The organism is Streptomyces sp. NPDC006743 (assembly GCF_040703815.1).
Lineage (GTDB): Bacteria > Actinomycetota > Actinomycetes > Streptomycetales > Streptomycetaceae > Streptomyces.
In genome coordinates this window covers 1-14,304 of record NZ_JBEYJA010000006.1, presented here as the reverse complement: position 1 = coordinate 14,304, position 14,304 = coordinate 1, and the positions used below count along the sequence as shown (strand labels likewise).

At 73.2% G+C, this 14,304-nt stretch carries 10 protein-coding genes; 1 reads left to right on the top strand and 9 read right to left on the bottom strand.

The annotated features are described in order from the left end of the window. The first annotated feature begins 492 nt into the window (after positions 1-492). On the top strand, positions 493-1,764 hold the full coding sequence (locus tag ABZ719_RS07395) for an acyltransferase family protein (RefSeq protein ID WP_366724257.1): 1,272 nt from the start codon (positions 493-495) through the stop codon (positions 1,762-1,764). A 240-nt stretch (positions 1,765-2,004) separates the two neighbouring features. Here the strand turns inward: ABZ719_RS07395 and ABZ719_RS07390 are convergent, their stop codons facing one another. The 9 genes from ABZ719_RS07390 to ABZ719_RS07350 all read right to left on the bottom strand — a co-directional run. After that, positions 2,005-3,435, bottom strand: a complete 1,431-nt coding sequence (locus ABZ719_RS07390; RefSeq protein ID WP_366724256.1) for a DUF6177 family protein — start codon at positions 3,433-3,435, stop codon at positions 2,005-2,007. A 9-nt stretch (positions 3,436-3,444) separates the two neighbouring features. After that, positions 3,445-7,422 (bottom strand): type VII secretion protein EccCa, encoded by a 3,978-nt coding sequence (gene eccCa / locus ABZ719_RS07385; protein ID WP_366724255.1) that lies wholly within the window; start codon positions 7,420-7,422, stop codon positions 3,445-3,447. 109 nt (positions 7,423-7,531) lie between these two features. After that, positions 7,532-8,896 (bottom strand): hypothetical protein, encoded by a 1,365-nt coding sequence (locus ABZ719_RS07380; protein WP_366724254.1) that lies wholly within the window; start codon positions 8,894-8,896, stop codon positions 7,532-7,534. Between the two features lie 59 nt (positions 8,897-8,955). Then, positions 8,956-10,311 (bottom strand): type VII secretion integral membrane protein EccD, encoded by a 1,356-nt coding sequence (eccD, locus tag ABZ719_RS07375; RefSeq protein WP_366724253.1) that lies wholly within the window; start codon positions 10,309-10,311, stop codon positions 8,956-8,958. A gap of 76 nt (positions 10,312-10,387) precedes the next feature. Then, complete coding sequence (locus ABZ719_RS07370) at positions 10,388-10,729, bottom strand: hypothetical protein (RefSeq protein ID WP_366724252.1); 342 nt, start codon at positions 10,727-10,729, stop codon at positions 10,388-10,390. A gap of 249 nt (positions 10,730-10,978) precedes the next feature. After that, a complete protein-coding gene (locus ABZ719_RS07365; RefSeq protein ID WP_366724413.1) occupies positions 10,979-11,422 on the bottom strand; it encodes an HD domain-containing protein in 444 nt (147 codons plus the stop codon). A 74-nt stretch (positions 11,423-11,496) separates the two neighbouring features. Beyond that, the gene (locus ABZ719_RS07360; RefSeq protein WP_366724251.1) at positions 11,497-12,300 is read right to left on the bottom strand and encodes a DUF6508 domain-containing protein; all 804 of its coding nucleotides are present in this window, start codon (positions 12,298-12,300) and stop codon (positions 11,497-11,499) included. 12 nt (positions 12,301-12,312) lie between these two features. Then, positions 12,313-12,711 carry a hypothetical protein gene (locus ABZ719_RS07355; RefSeq protein WP_366724250.1) on the bottom strand — a complete coding sequence of 133 codons (399 nt, stop codon included), beginning with the start codon at positions 12,709-12,711 and terminating at the stop codon, positions 12,313-12,315. A 21-nt stretch (positions 12,712-12,732) separates the two neighbouring features. Further along, positions 12,733-14,304, bottom strand: a 1,572-nt coding sequence (locus tag ABZ719_RS07350; protein WP_366724249.1) for an ADP-ribosyltransferase, incomplete at its 5' end; no start/stop codon positions are given.

The following is a 14,304-nucleotide window of genomic DNA, read 5'->3' as shown; positions in this document are numbered from 1 at the left end:
GCTCCCACCCCACGCCCCCGCTGGAACCATCGTGCCACCAACACGGCCCGCCTATGCCGCGCCTGACGCATCATCGGTCAGGTCCGTGACACGCGGCCCGCGCACCGCAGCGGTGACGCGCCCCGCCCGCCAGAGCCCGCCAGGCCCCACCAGGCGTTCCTGCGCACGGAGTCACGGCGGTGGGCCGGCGCGGTGGCGGGCCGGCGGGCTCCGGCGACTCGCCGGTTAATTCGGTGATTTCGTTTCGACGTCTGCACAGATCGTTCGCCGGTAATTCGAATTCCCGTCGCCGGGCGGCCGCCATCCGTCCGTTCCGGTCAACTGGTCATGACCAATCCGGACATTGAGGGTTCCGCTCCGTGCGACCGGTGTGGCACGCGCCACCTCCCGGGTCACGTATTTCTCGCAGAATTCTGGGCATCCGCCGCGCACAGCCGGGATCGCCGTCGGAGGTTCCGCGAAAACCGCACGGACGACGCTAAGGTGCCTCAGATGTTCCACGCTGCCTCCTCCCCCGGCCAGAACAGAACACCTCTCCCCCCAGCCCAGGAACCGGTTCCGGAAGCGCCGCTCCCGGACAGACCCCGCGGCGGCGCGGGCCGGTCCGGAAAACAGCGCGATCCCTTCTTCGACAATGCGAAGTACCTCGCGATCGTGCTGGTGGCGTGGGGTCATTCCTGGGCCCCCGTGATGAGCGGCAACCGGTTCCTGGAAGGCGCGTACAACGTCGTGTACCTCTTCCACATGCCGGCGTTCGTCATCATCTCCGGTTTCTTCTCCCGTGATTTCGATCTGCGGCCGAGCCGGGTCAAGCGGCTGATCACCGGTGTCGTCGTGCCGTACGTCCTGTTCGAGACGGCGTATTCACTCTTCCGTGTCGTCGTCGGTGGTTCCGGTGACCTGTCCGTCAGCCTTCTCTCGCCCTGGTACCTGACCTGGTTCCTGTGCGCCCTGTTCATCTGGCGGCTGACGGCTCCCGTGTGGAAGCTGGTGCGCCACCCCCTGCCGGTCGCGCTCGGGATCGCGATGCTGGGCTCGGTGTCCCCGGCCATGGGCGGCACGCTGGACCTGCCGCGCGTCCTGCAGTTCCTGCCCTGCTTCGTGCTGGGGCTGTGCCTGAAGCCGGAGCACTTCCGGCTGGTGCGCCGCCGCTCGGTGCGGCTGCCGGCGGCCGCCGTGTTCGCGGCGGCGCCGGTCCTCGGCTGGTGGACCGCGCCGAGCGTGAACATCGGCTGGCTCTACCGCAACGGCGCCGCTCAGGACCTGGGCGCGCCGTGGTGGGCGGGGCCGGTCATGGTGCTGGTGATGTTCGCGGGCGCGGTGCTGCTGACCGGGTGTTTCCTCGCCCTGGTGCCGGGGCGCCGGATGTGGTGCACGGCGCTCGGCACGGGCACGCTGTACGGCTATCTGCTGCACGGCTTCGTGGTCAAGGGCGTGCTGTACGCGGGCTGGTTCGAGACGCCCTGGCTGCACAGTCCGCTCGGCGCGCTCGTCGTCACCGTGCTCGCGTCGGCCTGCGTCACCCTGCTGTGCACGCGGCCCGTGCGCGGGGTCTTCCGGTTCGCCGTGGAGCCGAGGATGGAGTGGGCGTTCCGGCGGGAGGCCGCGCATCCGGACGGCGGGCACGCCGGCGGGAAGGACGGCGGGCACGCCGGCGGGAAGGACGGCGGGCACGCCGGTGGGAACGGCGACGGGCGCGCCGGCGGGGCGCGGCACGAGGCTTTGGCCGGCGCGGGTGCCGGGACCACGACCGGGGCCGTCTAGGCCGGCGCCGGGGCCGCCGGCGGCACCGGCGGGCCGAGCCGGCGCACGCCCCGGCCGGCCGCCCTCCCCCGCGGCCCCGGGCGCGTGCCGCCTCACGAACCGGCCGCCTGCCTCGCCGCTCACCCCCGCCGGGCGGCTGCCTCTCCGCTCACCCCCACGGCAGCTGCCTCTCCGCTCACCCCCACCGGGCGGCTGGGGCCGCACGTCCACGCCGGACGGCCGGAGCCGTCCGGCTCCCGGTCAGGCGGGCGGCTCGCCCTTCAGGTGCCGCATCAGCCGCTCGAAGTGCTGCCAGCCCGACAGGTCGGACGGGTCGCCCGGGAAGTCGTAGTACAGCGCCGGACGGGTCTTCGGGCCCAGTTCGCGCGGGCGCCTCTCCAGGGGCGTGTTGCGGGCGCGGTCGCCCGGCATGGCGCGTACCTCCTCGGCGCCGAGGACGAAGGCGTACGGGACGCCCGGGCCCTCGAAGCGCGGCGGCACCGACAGGTCGCGGCGGGCCCGGCGGATCTGCACCAGCATGGACTGCAGGTCGTGCCGGGTGGCGAGGATCTCCGCCGCGCGCGGCACCGCGGGTGCCGGTACCTCCTGGCCGGGGCCGTAGCCGAACGCCAGGGTGACGTCCTCCTCGACGCCGCCGGTGGTGCGCGAGACGCGGACGGTGGCGAGGCCGGGGCGCTCCGGGGTGCCGACGACCACGAACCAGGTCGGCTCGGGCGCCCGTTCGTGGGCGACGTCGGTGAACTGGCGCGGGGACCAGGGCAGGTTGGCGGGTTCCTCGGTGCCCCAGCCGGCCGGCGGCTCGCCGGTGATCTCGCGCCACACGGCCTCCAGGGCGCCGCCGAGGACGAGGCGGTCGTCGGCGGGGTGGACGGCCCGGTAGGAGATGGCGAGCTGGCGTTCGCCGGTGTCGGCGACGTCCCGGGAGAAGGAGGCGGCGACCGGGGTGCGCGAGTCGTCGGGGGTGGCCTGCGGTGACTCGACGGTGACGAACAGGCCGTTGTTCCACTCCAGGACGGCGCCGGACAGGCCGTCGTAGTAGCCGTCCTGCTCGTCCTGGACGACCCAGCGCGAGGGCCAGCCGGGCAGGGCGGTGCGGACCGCCGGGGACAGGCGGGTGCCGGCGGGGGTGACGATCTGCAGGCCGAGGCGGGCGTCGGCGGCCGCCCGGAAGGCATCGGCGAGCCAGGCGGTCATGGCGACCACGGGCCGGTCCTGGATGACGACGGCGACCTTGTCGGTGAGGACGTCCACGGCGGGCTGGGCGGCGGCGGGCACGGGGGCCACGCTCACCCCGTCGGTCTTCACCACGGCCAGCGACCGCGCGGCCTCGGGGGGCCAGGCGGTGCCGCCGACGAGGGCGGCGAGCCGGGCCGCGAAGGTCCCGGCGAGGTCCTCGCCCTCCTTGACGCCGGTGGTGGCGCGGGCCTCGGTCCACCAGTACGGCACCTCGGGCTCGCTCGCGCCGAGCAGCCGCTGCGCCTCTCCCCTGACCTGGACGAGCAGCGGGGCCTCCACGGAGACGAGGGGCCTGCCCTGTTCGTCGCAGAGCCGCACCACGGCCCCGCCGTCCTCGGCGCCGACCAGCTTGTCGGGGCCGCCGGAGAGCAGGCCCGCGATCACGCTCAGCGGGTCGGGCATCTTCTTGGTCAGGGCGACGACGTCCTTGGTCATGGCTTTCTCTCACCTGTTCCCGGCGTAGACGGTCTGGATCAGCCGGTTCGGCTCGCCCCGGCGGACCAGCACGCCGCGGCCGGGCGGCTGCTGGCTCGCGTAGACACCGGGGAAGAGCTGGCCCTCACCGCGGTCGCCGGACATCACGAGCGCCGCGGAGCCGGACTCGCGCAGGCCCTGTAGCAGCGGCTCGTACAGGCCGCGGGAGGCGCCCGCGACCCGGCGGGTGAGGACGAAGTGCAGGCCGATGTCGACGGCGGAGGGGATGTACGGGACGAAGGGGGCGAGGGGCTGCTGTCCGGCGGTGGTCAGGACGTCGTAGTCGTCGACGAGGATGACGATGCGCGGGCCGGAGCCCCAGCTGCCGGGTTCCAGGTCGGCGGGGTCGGCGCTCTCGTCGGGCAGCCGTTTCTCCAGTTCGCCCGCGATGCCGGTGGCCAGCGCGCCGGCCAGTTTGGCGTTGTAGGCGTAGCCGCCCCGGTACTCCTCCGGGACGGCGCCGCGCAGGCCGCGGCGGGGGTCGAAGACGCCGAAGACCAGCTCGTCGTCGCCGTGGCGTTCGATCAGGCCCTCGGCGATCACCTTGAGCAGATTGGTCTTGCCGCACTCGCTGTCGCCCATGATCATCAGGTGCTGGTCGTGCTCGAACAGGTCGAGCAGGACGGGCGCGAGTTTCGTCTGGTCCAGGCCGACGGGGACGCGGCGCGGCTCGGCGGCCGGCCCGGGCAGCAGTCCCGGTTCCAGCAGGTGCGGCAGGACGCGCACCGGCTGGGCGACGTCGCCGGTCCAGGTGGCGCGGACGGTACGGGCCGTGCGTTCCAGGACGGTGCCGAGTTCGGCGGTGTCGTCGAGGCCGTCGGTGCGGGGCAGCGCGACCTGGGCGAAGAGCTTGCGGTCGGTGAGGACGCGGCCCTTCTCCTCCGGGGAGAGGGTCTCGGCGAGCTTGCGGTCGATGCTGGACTCGCTGGGGTCGTTCAGCCGCAGTTCGACGCGGGTGCCGAACTGGGACTGGGTGGCGATGCGCACGTCGTTCCAGCGCAGCATGCCCGCGACGACGTGGATGCCGTAGCCGCTGCCGCGCTTGAGGATGTCGACGACCGCGTCGTCCAGCTCCTCGAAGTCGTCGCGCAGCGCGCCGAAGCCGTCGATGAGCAGCACGATCTCCGTGGACGCCAGTTCGGGCAGCCGGCCCGCGGCGCGCAGGGTGCGCAACTGCTCCAGGGAGTCGATGTTGTGGATGCGGAACAGTTCCTCGCGCTGGTCGAGCATGCCGCGCACCGAGTCGATGGTGCGGGCGGCGCGCTCGCGGTCGGCGCGGCCCGCGACGCCGCCGACGTGCGGCAGTCCGGACAGGGCCTGGAGGCCGCCGCCGACCAGGTCGAGGCCGTAGACGCCGACCTCCTGCGGGGTGTGGGTGAGCGCCAGGGACAGGGCGAGGGTGCGCAGCAGGGTGGTCTTGCCGGACTGGGGGCCGCCGATGACGGCGGCGTGGCCGCCCGCGACGGTGAGGTCCAGGTACCACTGGCCCTGCCACTGCCGGGTCGGGTCGTCCAGGACGCCCAGCGGCACCTGGAGCGGGCCGCGCCGCCTGGCGAGCTGCATGCCGCGCGCGCCCACCTCGACGGGCCCGGCGACCTTGTCGAGGGCGACGGCGTCGGGCAGCGGGGGCAGCCAGATGCGGCGTACGGTGCGGGCGCCCGCGTCCTCGATCTGCTGGACGAGGACGCCCATCTCGGTGGGGCCGGTCTCGCGGCGCCGCATCTGCGGTTCCTCGGCTCCCGCGGACTCGTCCTGGCCGAGGGTGTTGTACGCCGCGTACTCCAGGGCGAGCGGCCCGGTGTCCTCGGTCTCGCGCTGCACGGGGCCGCGGTAGGCGCCGGAGACGTAGCTGGCCTTGAACCGCTCGTAGTGGCTGGTGTCGACCTTGAGGTAGCCGAAGCCGGGCAGCGGGGGCAGGTGGAAGGCGTCGGTGGTGTCCAGGACCGTGCGGGACTCGTCGGCGGAGAAGGTGCGCAGGCCGAGCCGGTAGGACAGGTAGGTGTCCAGGCCCTTGAGCTTGCCGCCCTCGATGCGCTGGCTGGACAGCAGCAGGTGCACGCCGATGGAGCGGCCGATGCGGCCGATGGACAGGAACAGGTCGATGAAGTCCGGTTTGGCGGTGAGGAGTTCACCGAACTCGTCGATGACGACGAACAGGTGGGGCAGCGGTTCGAGGTCGGGGCGCTTCTCGGCGCGCAGGGCGGCGTAGTGGCCGATGTCGGCGACGTTGCCCGCGTCCTTGAGGACCTGCTGGCGGCGCTTGACCTCGCCGGCCAGGGAGGCGTGGACGCGTTCGACGAGGCCGGCCTGGTTCTCCAGGTTGGTGATGACGCCGGCGACGTGCGGGAGGCCGGCGAACGGGGCGAAGGTGGCGCCGCCCTTGTAGTCGACGAGGACGAGGGCGAGGTCCTCCGGCGGGTGGGTGGCGACCAGGGCGAGGACGAGGGTGCGCAGCAGCTCGGACTTGCCGGAGCCGGTGGCGCCCACGCACAGGCCGTGCGGGCCCATGCCCAGTTCGGAGGACTCCTTCAGGTCGAGCAGGACCGGTTCGTGGGCGTCGCTGACGCCGATCGGGACGCGCAGGAAGGCGCGTTCGCCGCGCGGCGCCCACAGCCGGTCCAGGTCGAGACGGGCGACGTCGTCGATGCCGAGGAGGTCGGCGAAGTCGACGGGCCCGGTCAGCGGGGCGTCGACCATGGACTCGGCGGACAGCCTGAGCGGGGCGAGCATGCGGGCCAGGCCCTCGGCGAAGGGCACGCCGACCTCGTCGACGGTGCCGTGCGCGCTGACCGGTTCGGCCTCGCGCAGGTCCTCGATGAGGATGCGGTCCTCCTCGACGGTGATGCGCACGCCGACGCTGCCGGGTTCCTGGACGCGTTCGTCGAGCAGGTGGAGCACGGTGACGCTCATCTCGCGCAGGCCCACCGCGTCGTCGGGGCGCGGCAGTTCGACGGCGTCGGCGCCGTGGCCGTCGGCGACGACGAGGAGCCGGGAGGTCATGGCGAGGGCGTCGGGGCCGGACAGGCCGCGCCGCACCTCGGCGGCGTAGGAGGCGCGGCGGCGCAGTTCGGCGCCGGTCTGCCGGCCGAGCTGGGGCAGGGAGGGGGCGATGCGGCGGGCGGCGACGGGGCCGTCGAACTGCTCGGTGTCGAGCAGGTGCGGCAGCCACTTGGCCCATTCCCAGTCGCCGATCCGGTCGCCGGGGGCGGCCAGGGCCATGGCGACGTCGTCGGGGGCGTGGGTGGCGGCGGTCTGCACCATCAGGGCGCGGGCGACGCGGAGGGTGTCCTCGCGGCGGCCGATGACACTGATGTTGCCGACCCGGTCGAGCGGGACGGTCAGCGGCAGTTCGGTGCCGGTGCTGAACCGGGACATCAGCGCGGACGCCTCGTTCAGCATGAACTGGTCGGGCGGGGTGAGCACGGAGGAGCCCTGCTGGGCCACCTTCAGGTCCCGTACGGGCATCTCGCCGGTGCCGACCCGCACCCGTAGGAAGTCCCCGTCCGTCCGGCGCCGCTCCCACAGCCGGGCGGGGTCGCGGACGATGTCGTAGAGGGCGTCCGGCGGCGGGTTGAGCACCTGGGCGCGCTCGCGCCGTTCGCGTTCCTCCTTGGACAGTTCCTCGCGCAGGTCCTCCAGGTAGGCGAGGTAGGCCTCGCGCTGGGTGCGGCGGGTGCGCTGCGCCTTGCCGCGCTGGGAGAAGACCAGCGTGAGGGAGCCGGCCAGGGTGACGACGAGGATGATCGCGCCGAGGCCGGCGAACTGGCTGTTGCGCACGACCGTCATCATCACGACGGACGACATGACACCGGCCACGGGCAGTAGCGAGGTGGCGATGGAACCGGCCTTGCCCTCGGGCAGGTTGGGCGGTGCCTCTATGGTGCGTGGCTCGGGGGCGGCCGGGGGCCGGGTGGTCCGGGCCGGGCGGTGGATCAGTCGGGTGCTCATCGTGGGTGCCTCGTCCTCGTGTTCCCCTCGTCTACGGGGTCCAGCGGCTCGTCTACGGGGTTCGGCGGCGCGTCCGGGGGGTTCACGGCGCGTCTGGGACAGCCGGGGTTCAGCGGCGTGTCTGGGACAGCCGGAAGACCTCGGCGGCCAGGGCGGTCGCGGCCTGCCGGGTGGCGCGGGCGAGCAGGTCGGTGCGGATGGCGCCGCCGGCCGCCAGGTGCCGGTCGTAGGGCAGCACGCGGACGGCCGCGCCGGTCGCCTTCAGCTGCTCGGCCGCCTTGTCCAGGTCGACCCCGGTGTGCGGCACGGTCTCGGTGAGCACCACGACGGTGGAGGTGGTGATGGAGCGGGGCAGCCCGCGCATCCACTCCAGGACGGCGTGCGTGCTGGCGAGGCCCTCCAGCGTGGCGGGCACGGTGAGCACCCGGGCCTGCGCGGCGGACAGCGCGGTACGGGCGACCTCGGCGGGCAGGGTCTCGCAGTCCACGACGGTCACGCCGAAGTAGCGGCGCAGCGAGACCATGACCCGTTCGTAGCCCTTGGTGTCGAGCATCGCCCCGACCTGCCCCTGGCTGCCGGGCAGCAGCCAGGCGTTGTCGGGGAGCTGGACGAGGTAGCCGGTGACGTCGAGCAGGGACATCTGCGGTTCGACCAGGCCGGCCAGGTCGCCGGTGGTCCAGCGCAGGCTCTCCGCGCCGAGCCGCAGCGGCAGCGAGCCGAGCGCCGGGTCGGCCTCTACGACCAGCACCGGGTCCTGCCGGTAGTGCGCGTAGGTGGTGCCGAGCAGCGCGGCGACGGTGGTCTTGCCGGAACCGCCGCGGATGGAGGTCACGGCGATCTGCCGGCCGGTGGTGACGGCCTGCTGGAGCACCTCGGCGGTGGCGGTGGTCTCGGCGACCTCGCGCGCGGCCGAGGAGGAGACGGTGCGGCGCACCGCGCGCAGCGCCCGCGCCGCGAACGGCTCACCGCGGCGCGGCTTGCCGCCCGCGGCGGCCAGCCGCTTGTCGACCACGGGACGGGAGTCGGGGGTGGCGGTGCGGTGGGCGTGGGGCGCGGGACGCGCGGCGGGGGCCTGCGGGGCGGTCCGGGCCTGGGGCAGGGGGTGCTGGGGCACGGGGTGCTGAGTCTGGGTGTGGGGTTGGGGTGCGGCCTGGGTGTGGGGCTGGGCGGGGGCCTGCTGGGGCGGGTAGCCGTACGCCGGGGCCGCCGCCGCGGGGGGTGCCTGCGCCGGGGCCGGGGCTGGTGGCTGCTGTTGCCCGGGTGCGTCCGCGGACGGTGCCTGCCGCACCTGCGGCTGCGCCTGCCCCCATTGCTCCGGCTGTTCGTGCGGCCGCTGCTGCGGCAGGTCCTGCTGCGGCAGGTCCTGCTGCGCGCGCCGCGCCTGCGCCGGGTCCTGTTCCTGCGGTTCCCGCCGGGACGCGCCGCTCCTCAGATCGCGCAGCACGTCGCTCTGCCAGTTGTCCCCGTTCGGCATGTCGCCTTCTTCCCTGCCTCGTCATCCCGCCCGGAGCGCCGGCGCGTCGTCCGTCAGTCTCAGAACTTGTCGAGCAGTTGCCCGTAGATGCCGAACACCCCGACGGCGAGCGGGAACAGCCCGATCACGCCGAGGGACTCGATCAGGTCGGCGAACCGCCGCAGCCGCACCCGCACGTGCTCGGGCGGTTCCACCGCGAGGACGAGCAGCGGGAGCAGCGCGGCCACCCCGAGCAGGACCAGCGCGCCCGCGCCGCCCGCGTGGTGCATCCACAGCACCGCGAGCCGCACGACGAGCACCGCCGCCGCCGCGAACAGGGCCACGACCTCGGCGACCAGCGGGAAGGCCCGCGCCCGGGAGAGCAGTACGACCGCGGTCAGCGCGGCCAGCGTCACCGTCCACGCGGTCGGCTGCCGGGCGGTGGTCAGCAGCCAGCCGCCGGCAGCGGCGGAGGCGGCGGTGACCACCGTGGCCAGGGCGAGTCCGCGGTGGGTGGCGGCGAGGGCGTTGGCGACCTGGTGGCGGCTGACCGAGACGCCCGAGCTGCGCCGGTCGTCGAGTGCGGTGAGCCCGGAGGCCATCAGGGCCAGCCGCGGCAGCAGTCCGAGCAGGACCACGGAGATCACGGCCATCACCGCACCGAGCCGGTCCGGCCGGTCCTGGAGGGCGGCGACGGCCTCCCACACGAGTGCGATCACGGCTGCCGCGCCCGCGCCGACGAGGCCGCCGCGGCCCAGCGGTGAGAAGTAGGCCAGCAGGACGAGGGTGACCACCAGGGCGCCGACCACACCGGCCAGCCGGGCGGTGCCCGACCAGTCGTAGGCGTCGGCGGCGGTCCACGCGGTGAGCAGGCCGAGCCCGCCGGTGGCGAGCAGCAGCGCGGTGGCCAGTCCCCGGTTGCCCTGGCCGATCCGGGCCACCAGGGCGCCGGCGACGAGGCACACGGCGGTGACGGCGGCGAGCGCGGCGGTGACGTTCTCCAGCGCGAACTCGCGCCGGGCGAGCAGGCCCGCCGCCACCGCGAAGGCCACGGTGGCCACGCCGGCGCTGGCCCGGCGCGCGGCCGGGCGCCAGCGCCAGGCGCGCAGGTCGAGGTCGTCGGCGACCTGGTCGGTGACGTCGTGCACGACCGGTGCGGGCGGTGCGGCGTGGGCGCGGACGAGCTGGAGGACCGCGCCGTCGGGGACCTCGGCCGAGGACAGGGTCGCGTCGTGCGGCAGGACCGAGCCGTCGGAGGCGATCAACTGCCGGGTGGCCGGGCGCGTGGACGCGCGGTCGTCCAGCAGCCGCAGGATGTCGGGGAGCAGTTGGCCGATCGGGGTGTCCGAGGGCAGGACGATGTCGGCGCGTCGGCGTTCACCGACCAGGGTGACCCGGCTCAGCTGGGTCCGTGACGTCGTTGCTGTGCTCACCACTCACCGGAACCTATCATCGCGATTTCTCCGTCACCGGCCCTGCGTGACGTGATCATGTCGGTCGCGCACAGCGTCCTCACCGCTTCTCCCCCTGCCTGCCGGGCGCCGTCGCGCCGGAGGGGGTACCGGAGGCGGAGGGCCCGCCCGACGCGGAGGGGGACGGGTTGTACAACTGCTCCTGCTGTTGCTGCTGCTTCTTCTGCTCGGCCTTCTGCTTGGCCAGGGTGGACTGAAGGAACGACCAGCCGACGCAGCCCGCGCACAGGACGGCGGCGATGGCGATGCCCGCGAAGACCTTGCCGAGCCGTTCGTCCACGGTGCGCCGTCCGCGCTGCGCGCCGAACAGCAGTGCGTCGCGCATCCGGCGCCGGCGCACCGCCACCGACTCGAGCAACTGGCTGTCGTAGTCCCGTGCCATCCCGTCGTCCTGTGCGTAGCTGTAGGTGCGTGCTGGTGCTGTGTGTGTGCTCGTGCTGTGTACGTGCTGGTGTCGTGCAGGTGCTCCGCTTGTAGGTGCTGGTGCTGCTTAGGTGCTCGGTGCTGGTGCTGCGTAGGTGCTCCGTGCTGGTGCTGTGCTCGTGGCGTGTGCGTACTCGTGGCGTGTGCGCGCCCCGTGCCAGGCGCGAGCGGTCGGTCGTGCGGTCGGTGTGGGGGGGCGCTCGTGCGGTCAGTCGTCCGGGCCGAGGCCGAGGTGGCCGCGCATCGTGGCGTACTTGTGCGCGAGCCGCCGGGCGGTGGGCTCGTCCAGGGCGGCGAGGCGGCGCGGGTCGGCGTTGTGCGCGAGGTCGGCAGCCTTGACCAGCCGGGCGCCGGGAGTGGCCAGGATCCGGCGCGCGTACGCCTCCGGTTCCTCTCCCGGCCGCTTGGTCACGGCCCGTACGACGTCCTTGGCCCGCTGCGGCAACGGGGCCGCGTCGAGCCACTCCTCACCGAGCGCACCGTCCTCCAGGGCGTCGTGCAGCCAGGCGGCGGCGACGAGGTCGTCACCTCCGCCGCGTGCGTGAACCCCCTCGGCGACGGCCGACAGGTGCTCGGCGTACGGCCGTCCGGCCTTGTCCGTCTGCCCGGCGTGCGCGGCACGGGCGACGGCTTCGGCCTCGGCCGGACTCATCTGCGCCCCGGCCCGCACCGGCGCCTGCGCCAGCTGTACGCGGGGCGACCTTTCCTGCGGCATCGCGGATCCCCCTACTTCGCTTCCGCAACATAAAGCATGAACGGGCCGCCCGTACACCCGGGGTGCGGCCCGGCGGCCCCTGCCCTCTCGTCCCGCCGGGAGGCGTTCCAGGTGCGCAGGGAGAGCGCAACGGCGTCCAGCAGACCGATCTTCAAGGCCGTGGCCAGCGTTCCCTCGCACATCCGCTCGCCCCGCACGATCGCGGTGGCGGCGCGTACCGCGTCAGCGGGGTGCAGAGCGCCGACGGGCGCGTGCGGGTCCATGGGGTTGTCGACCCAACGGTGCTCCGGGGTGACGGCACCCACCCCGCTGAGCGCGTGGACGGCGCGCCACAGCGGCTTGGTGTAGACCGGGAAGGACACGTGGTACACCCCCTCCCGCGACAGTTGCCCGCCGCCTGATCCGACCTTGCGGTCCTCGTCCGTGAGCACGTCGAAGGCGTCGGACAACTCCTGCCAGGCCTGGCTGTCGCAGGGATGGAGCTGGGCGAGCAGACGCCGGTCGTCGGCGGCCGTGACCGTACGGGAGAGTTCCTCCAGCGCGGCGACGGAAGGGGCGCCGGTGACAGGCCCGGCACCGGGTTCCCGGCTGAGCGAGGCGACCACGGCGTGCGGCGCCAGACCCTCCCTTTGAGCCTCGTCCACTTTCCGGTACCACTCCCGCCCCGCCTGGTAGGCACTGAGACTGCTCGCCGGCCGATCGATCCAGCCGACACCGTCGAAGCCGCCCCAGGCGTAGCCGATGACTTCACCGTCGGGGGTGGTGGCGGTGGTGTAGTGGACGGGGTGGCGCGTACCGCTCGAAGCGCTCGACATGTCCGGCGGCGGTCAGTCCTGGTCGGCCAGGTCTTTGACGGTGCCCAGGCTCGGCGCCTGCCGCAGGGAGCCGGGAACGACATGACTGGGGCCGGTGGGGTCGGTGTCCCGGACGATCTCGGCCAGGGCCGCCGTCGGGCGCAGCCCCCGCGTTTTGGCGTCCCGGAGCTTGGACACGTACAGGGCCCCCCGGTTGAAGGCCTCGTCGCCCCCGGCCCGGCGTACCTTCCAGCCTGCGGCGTCGTCCTCGTCGTTGGCCCAGACATAGCCCAGGACCGTCCCCTGCGGGTTCGCGACGGTCACGAACTGGACAGGCTTGTCCGTGCTGCGGACGTAGTGCGGCGCGCTGGCGACCTCGTTGAACCGAAGGGGCTCCGTGGTCCGAGGAGAGACGTGCCGTTCGCGGCTCATGGTGTTGCCTTCCTGTACTTGCTATCTCGGCAGGACTTCCCCGTACACCTGCACCTGGCCATTTTCCATGAACACGCGTGTCACCCGGTATGCCGTGCCTCGTCCGAGCAGCAGTTCCCGCTCACCCATGCCGAATTTGCCGACCTTCTCGACCCACAGAGCCGGAGTCCCCTTGGGGACCCTGAGATGCAGGATCGCTTCGGAGTGCGCGAAAGCGCTCACCGGATGGTCGCCGAGCGACGTCGACAGGTATCCAGGGTCGCCATAGGTGTTGTGCAGCATCTCGAGCGGGTCGTCGAGCTGGAGGTGCCCGATGCCGGTGCCACGGACGACCATCACGTCCTCGGGAACGGGATGGCCGGCGAGCGCCTTGTCGACCTCGTCGATGTTGTGCTGGACATATGGGCTCCACTTCGACGCGTCGCCCCGCAGGTACCCGTTCATCTCCTTGTACGTGCCCCAGCCGTCCGGATGCGGAGCCGGAAGGTTGTAGTCGGGCTCGTCCGTGTAGTCCCACACCGCCTTGCGCTCGACCTCCGGCATGTTCTCGGCGTAGTGGTTCCAGTACGCCTGGCCGTACTCGACGGCATCGGTGTCGGCGGCGAAGGGTCTCGTGCCGTCGGAAATCTCCGCGTACGCCACCTGGTGCTGCTGGGCGGGCGTGAGCCTGTCCCACTCGGCGTCGGACACGAGCGGCTTGTACTCGAACGGCTCCCCAGCGGTCCCGTGGCCCGGCCCGTCGGTGCCGGCGTGCCCCGGAGTGCCGTGGTGAGCGGCGGTGTCCACTGCGTGGTGACCGAGGTCCGTGGAATCGCCCCCATGCACGGGCTCGTCCGTGTGACCTGCGTGGTCGGTGGGGTGGTCACCGCTGTGGTCCGGGTGGCCGCTTTCGTGGTGGTCATGCTCCGGCCCGTGGGAGGAGCCGCCGCTGTGGCCGCCGGGTGTGTCGTGGGCGGGGCCGTGCGCGCCGCCGTGATCGTGACCGTTGCCGTGCCCACCGCTGCCGTGGCCACCGCTGCCGGGGACGTCGTGGGTGGGCGTGCCCGCGGGGGTGTGCTCGTGCGAGTACGGGGGCGCCGTGTGGTCGTAGGAGGTCGGGGTCGGAGTGTGGTCGTACGAGGTCGGAGGGGTGTGGTCGTAGGACGACTGAGGCGCCGTGTGGTCGTGCGCGGACGAAGGTGCCGTGTGGTCGTACGAGGACGAAGGTGTCGTGGGGTCGTAGTGGCCGGCCGCGTCGGTCGTGTGGGTCACGCCGTCCGCGCCCGTGTGAACGCCGGCGTAGACCGGCTGCTGGCCGTGGATCGTCCAGTGGTCCGGGAGGGTCGGGACCTTCGGGAGGTTCGGGGCGACCTCGTGCGGGATCGGCGTCGTGTCGACGACGCCGTCGGGCGTCATGATGTTGCCGTGCGGGTCCAGCAGGCGCCCGTCGGGCAGGTGGACCGAACCGTCCGGCAGGGTCGGCATGTCGATCTTGCCCATGCCCTTCAGGGCCTTGGAAATGTCCCCGATCTTCGACAGACCCGCCCCGGCACCCTTGGCGACATACGTCATCGGATCGATGACCTTGCCCGCCTTCCCCGCCACCGACAACGC

Excerpts from the sequence above, each read along its gene's own strand:
- ABZ719_RS07380 (WP_366724254.1), bottom strand. The coding sequence starts at position 8,896 with ATGCCGAACGGGGACAACTGGCAGAGCGACGTGCTGCGCGATCTGAGG.
- ABZ719_RS07365 (WP_366724413.1), bottom strand. The coding sequence starts at position 11,422 with ATGAGTCCGGCCGAGGCCGAAGCCGTCGCCCGTGCCGCGCACGCCGGG.
- ABZ719_RS07355 (WP_366724250.1), bottom strand. The coding sequence starts at position 12,711 with ATGAGCCGCGAACGGCACGTCTCTCCTCGGACCACGGAGCCCCTTCGG.
- ABZ719_RS07395 (WP_366724257.1), top strand. The coding sequence starts at position 493 with ATGTTCCACGCTGCCTCCTCCCCCGGCCAGAACAGAACACCTCTCCCC.
- eccCa (WP_366724255.1), bottom strand. The coding sequence starts at position 7,422 with ATGAGCACCCGACTGATCCACCGCCCGGCCCGGACCACCCGGCCCCCG.
- ABZ719_RS07390 (WP_366724256.1), bottom strand. The coding sequence starts at position 3,435 with ATGACCAAGGACGTCGTCGCCCTGACCAAGAAGATGCCCGACCCGCTG.
- ABZ719_RS07360 (WP_366724251.1), bottom strand. The coding sequence starts at position 12,300 with ATGTCGAGCGCTTCGAGCGGTACGCGCCACCCCGTCCACTACACCACC.
- ABZ719_RS07370 (WP_366724252.1), bottom strand. The coding sequence starts at position 10,729 with ATGGCACGGGACTACGACAGCCAGTTGCTCGAGTCGGTGGCGGTGCGC.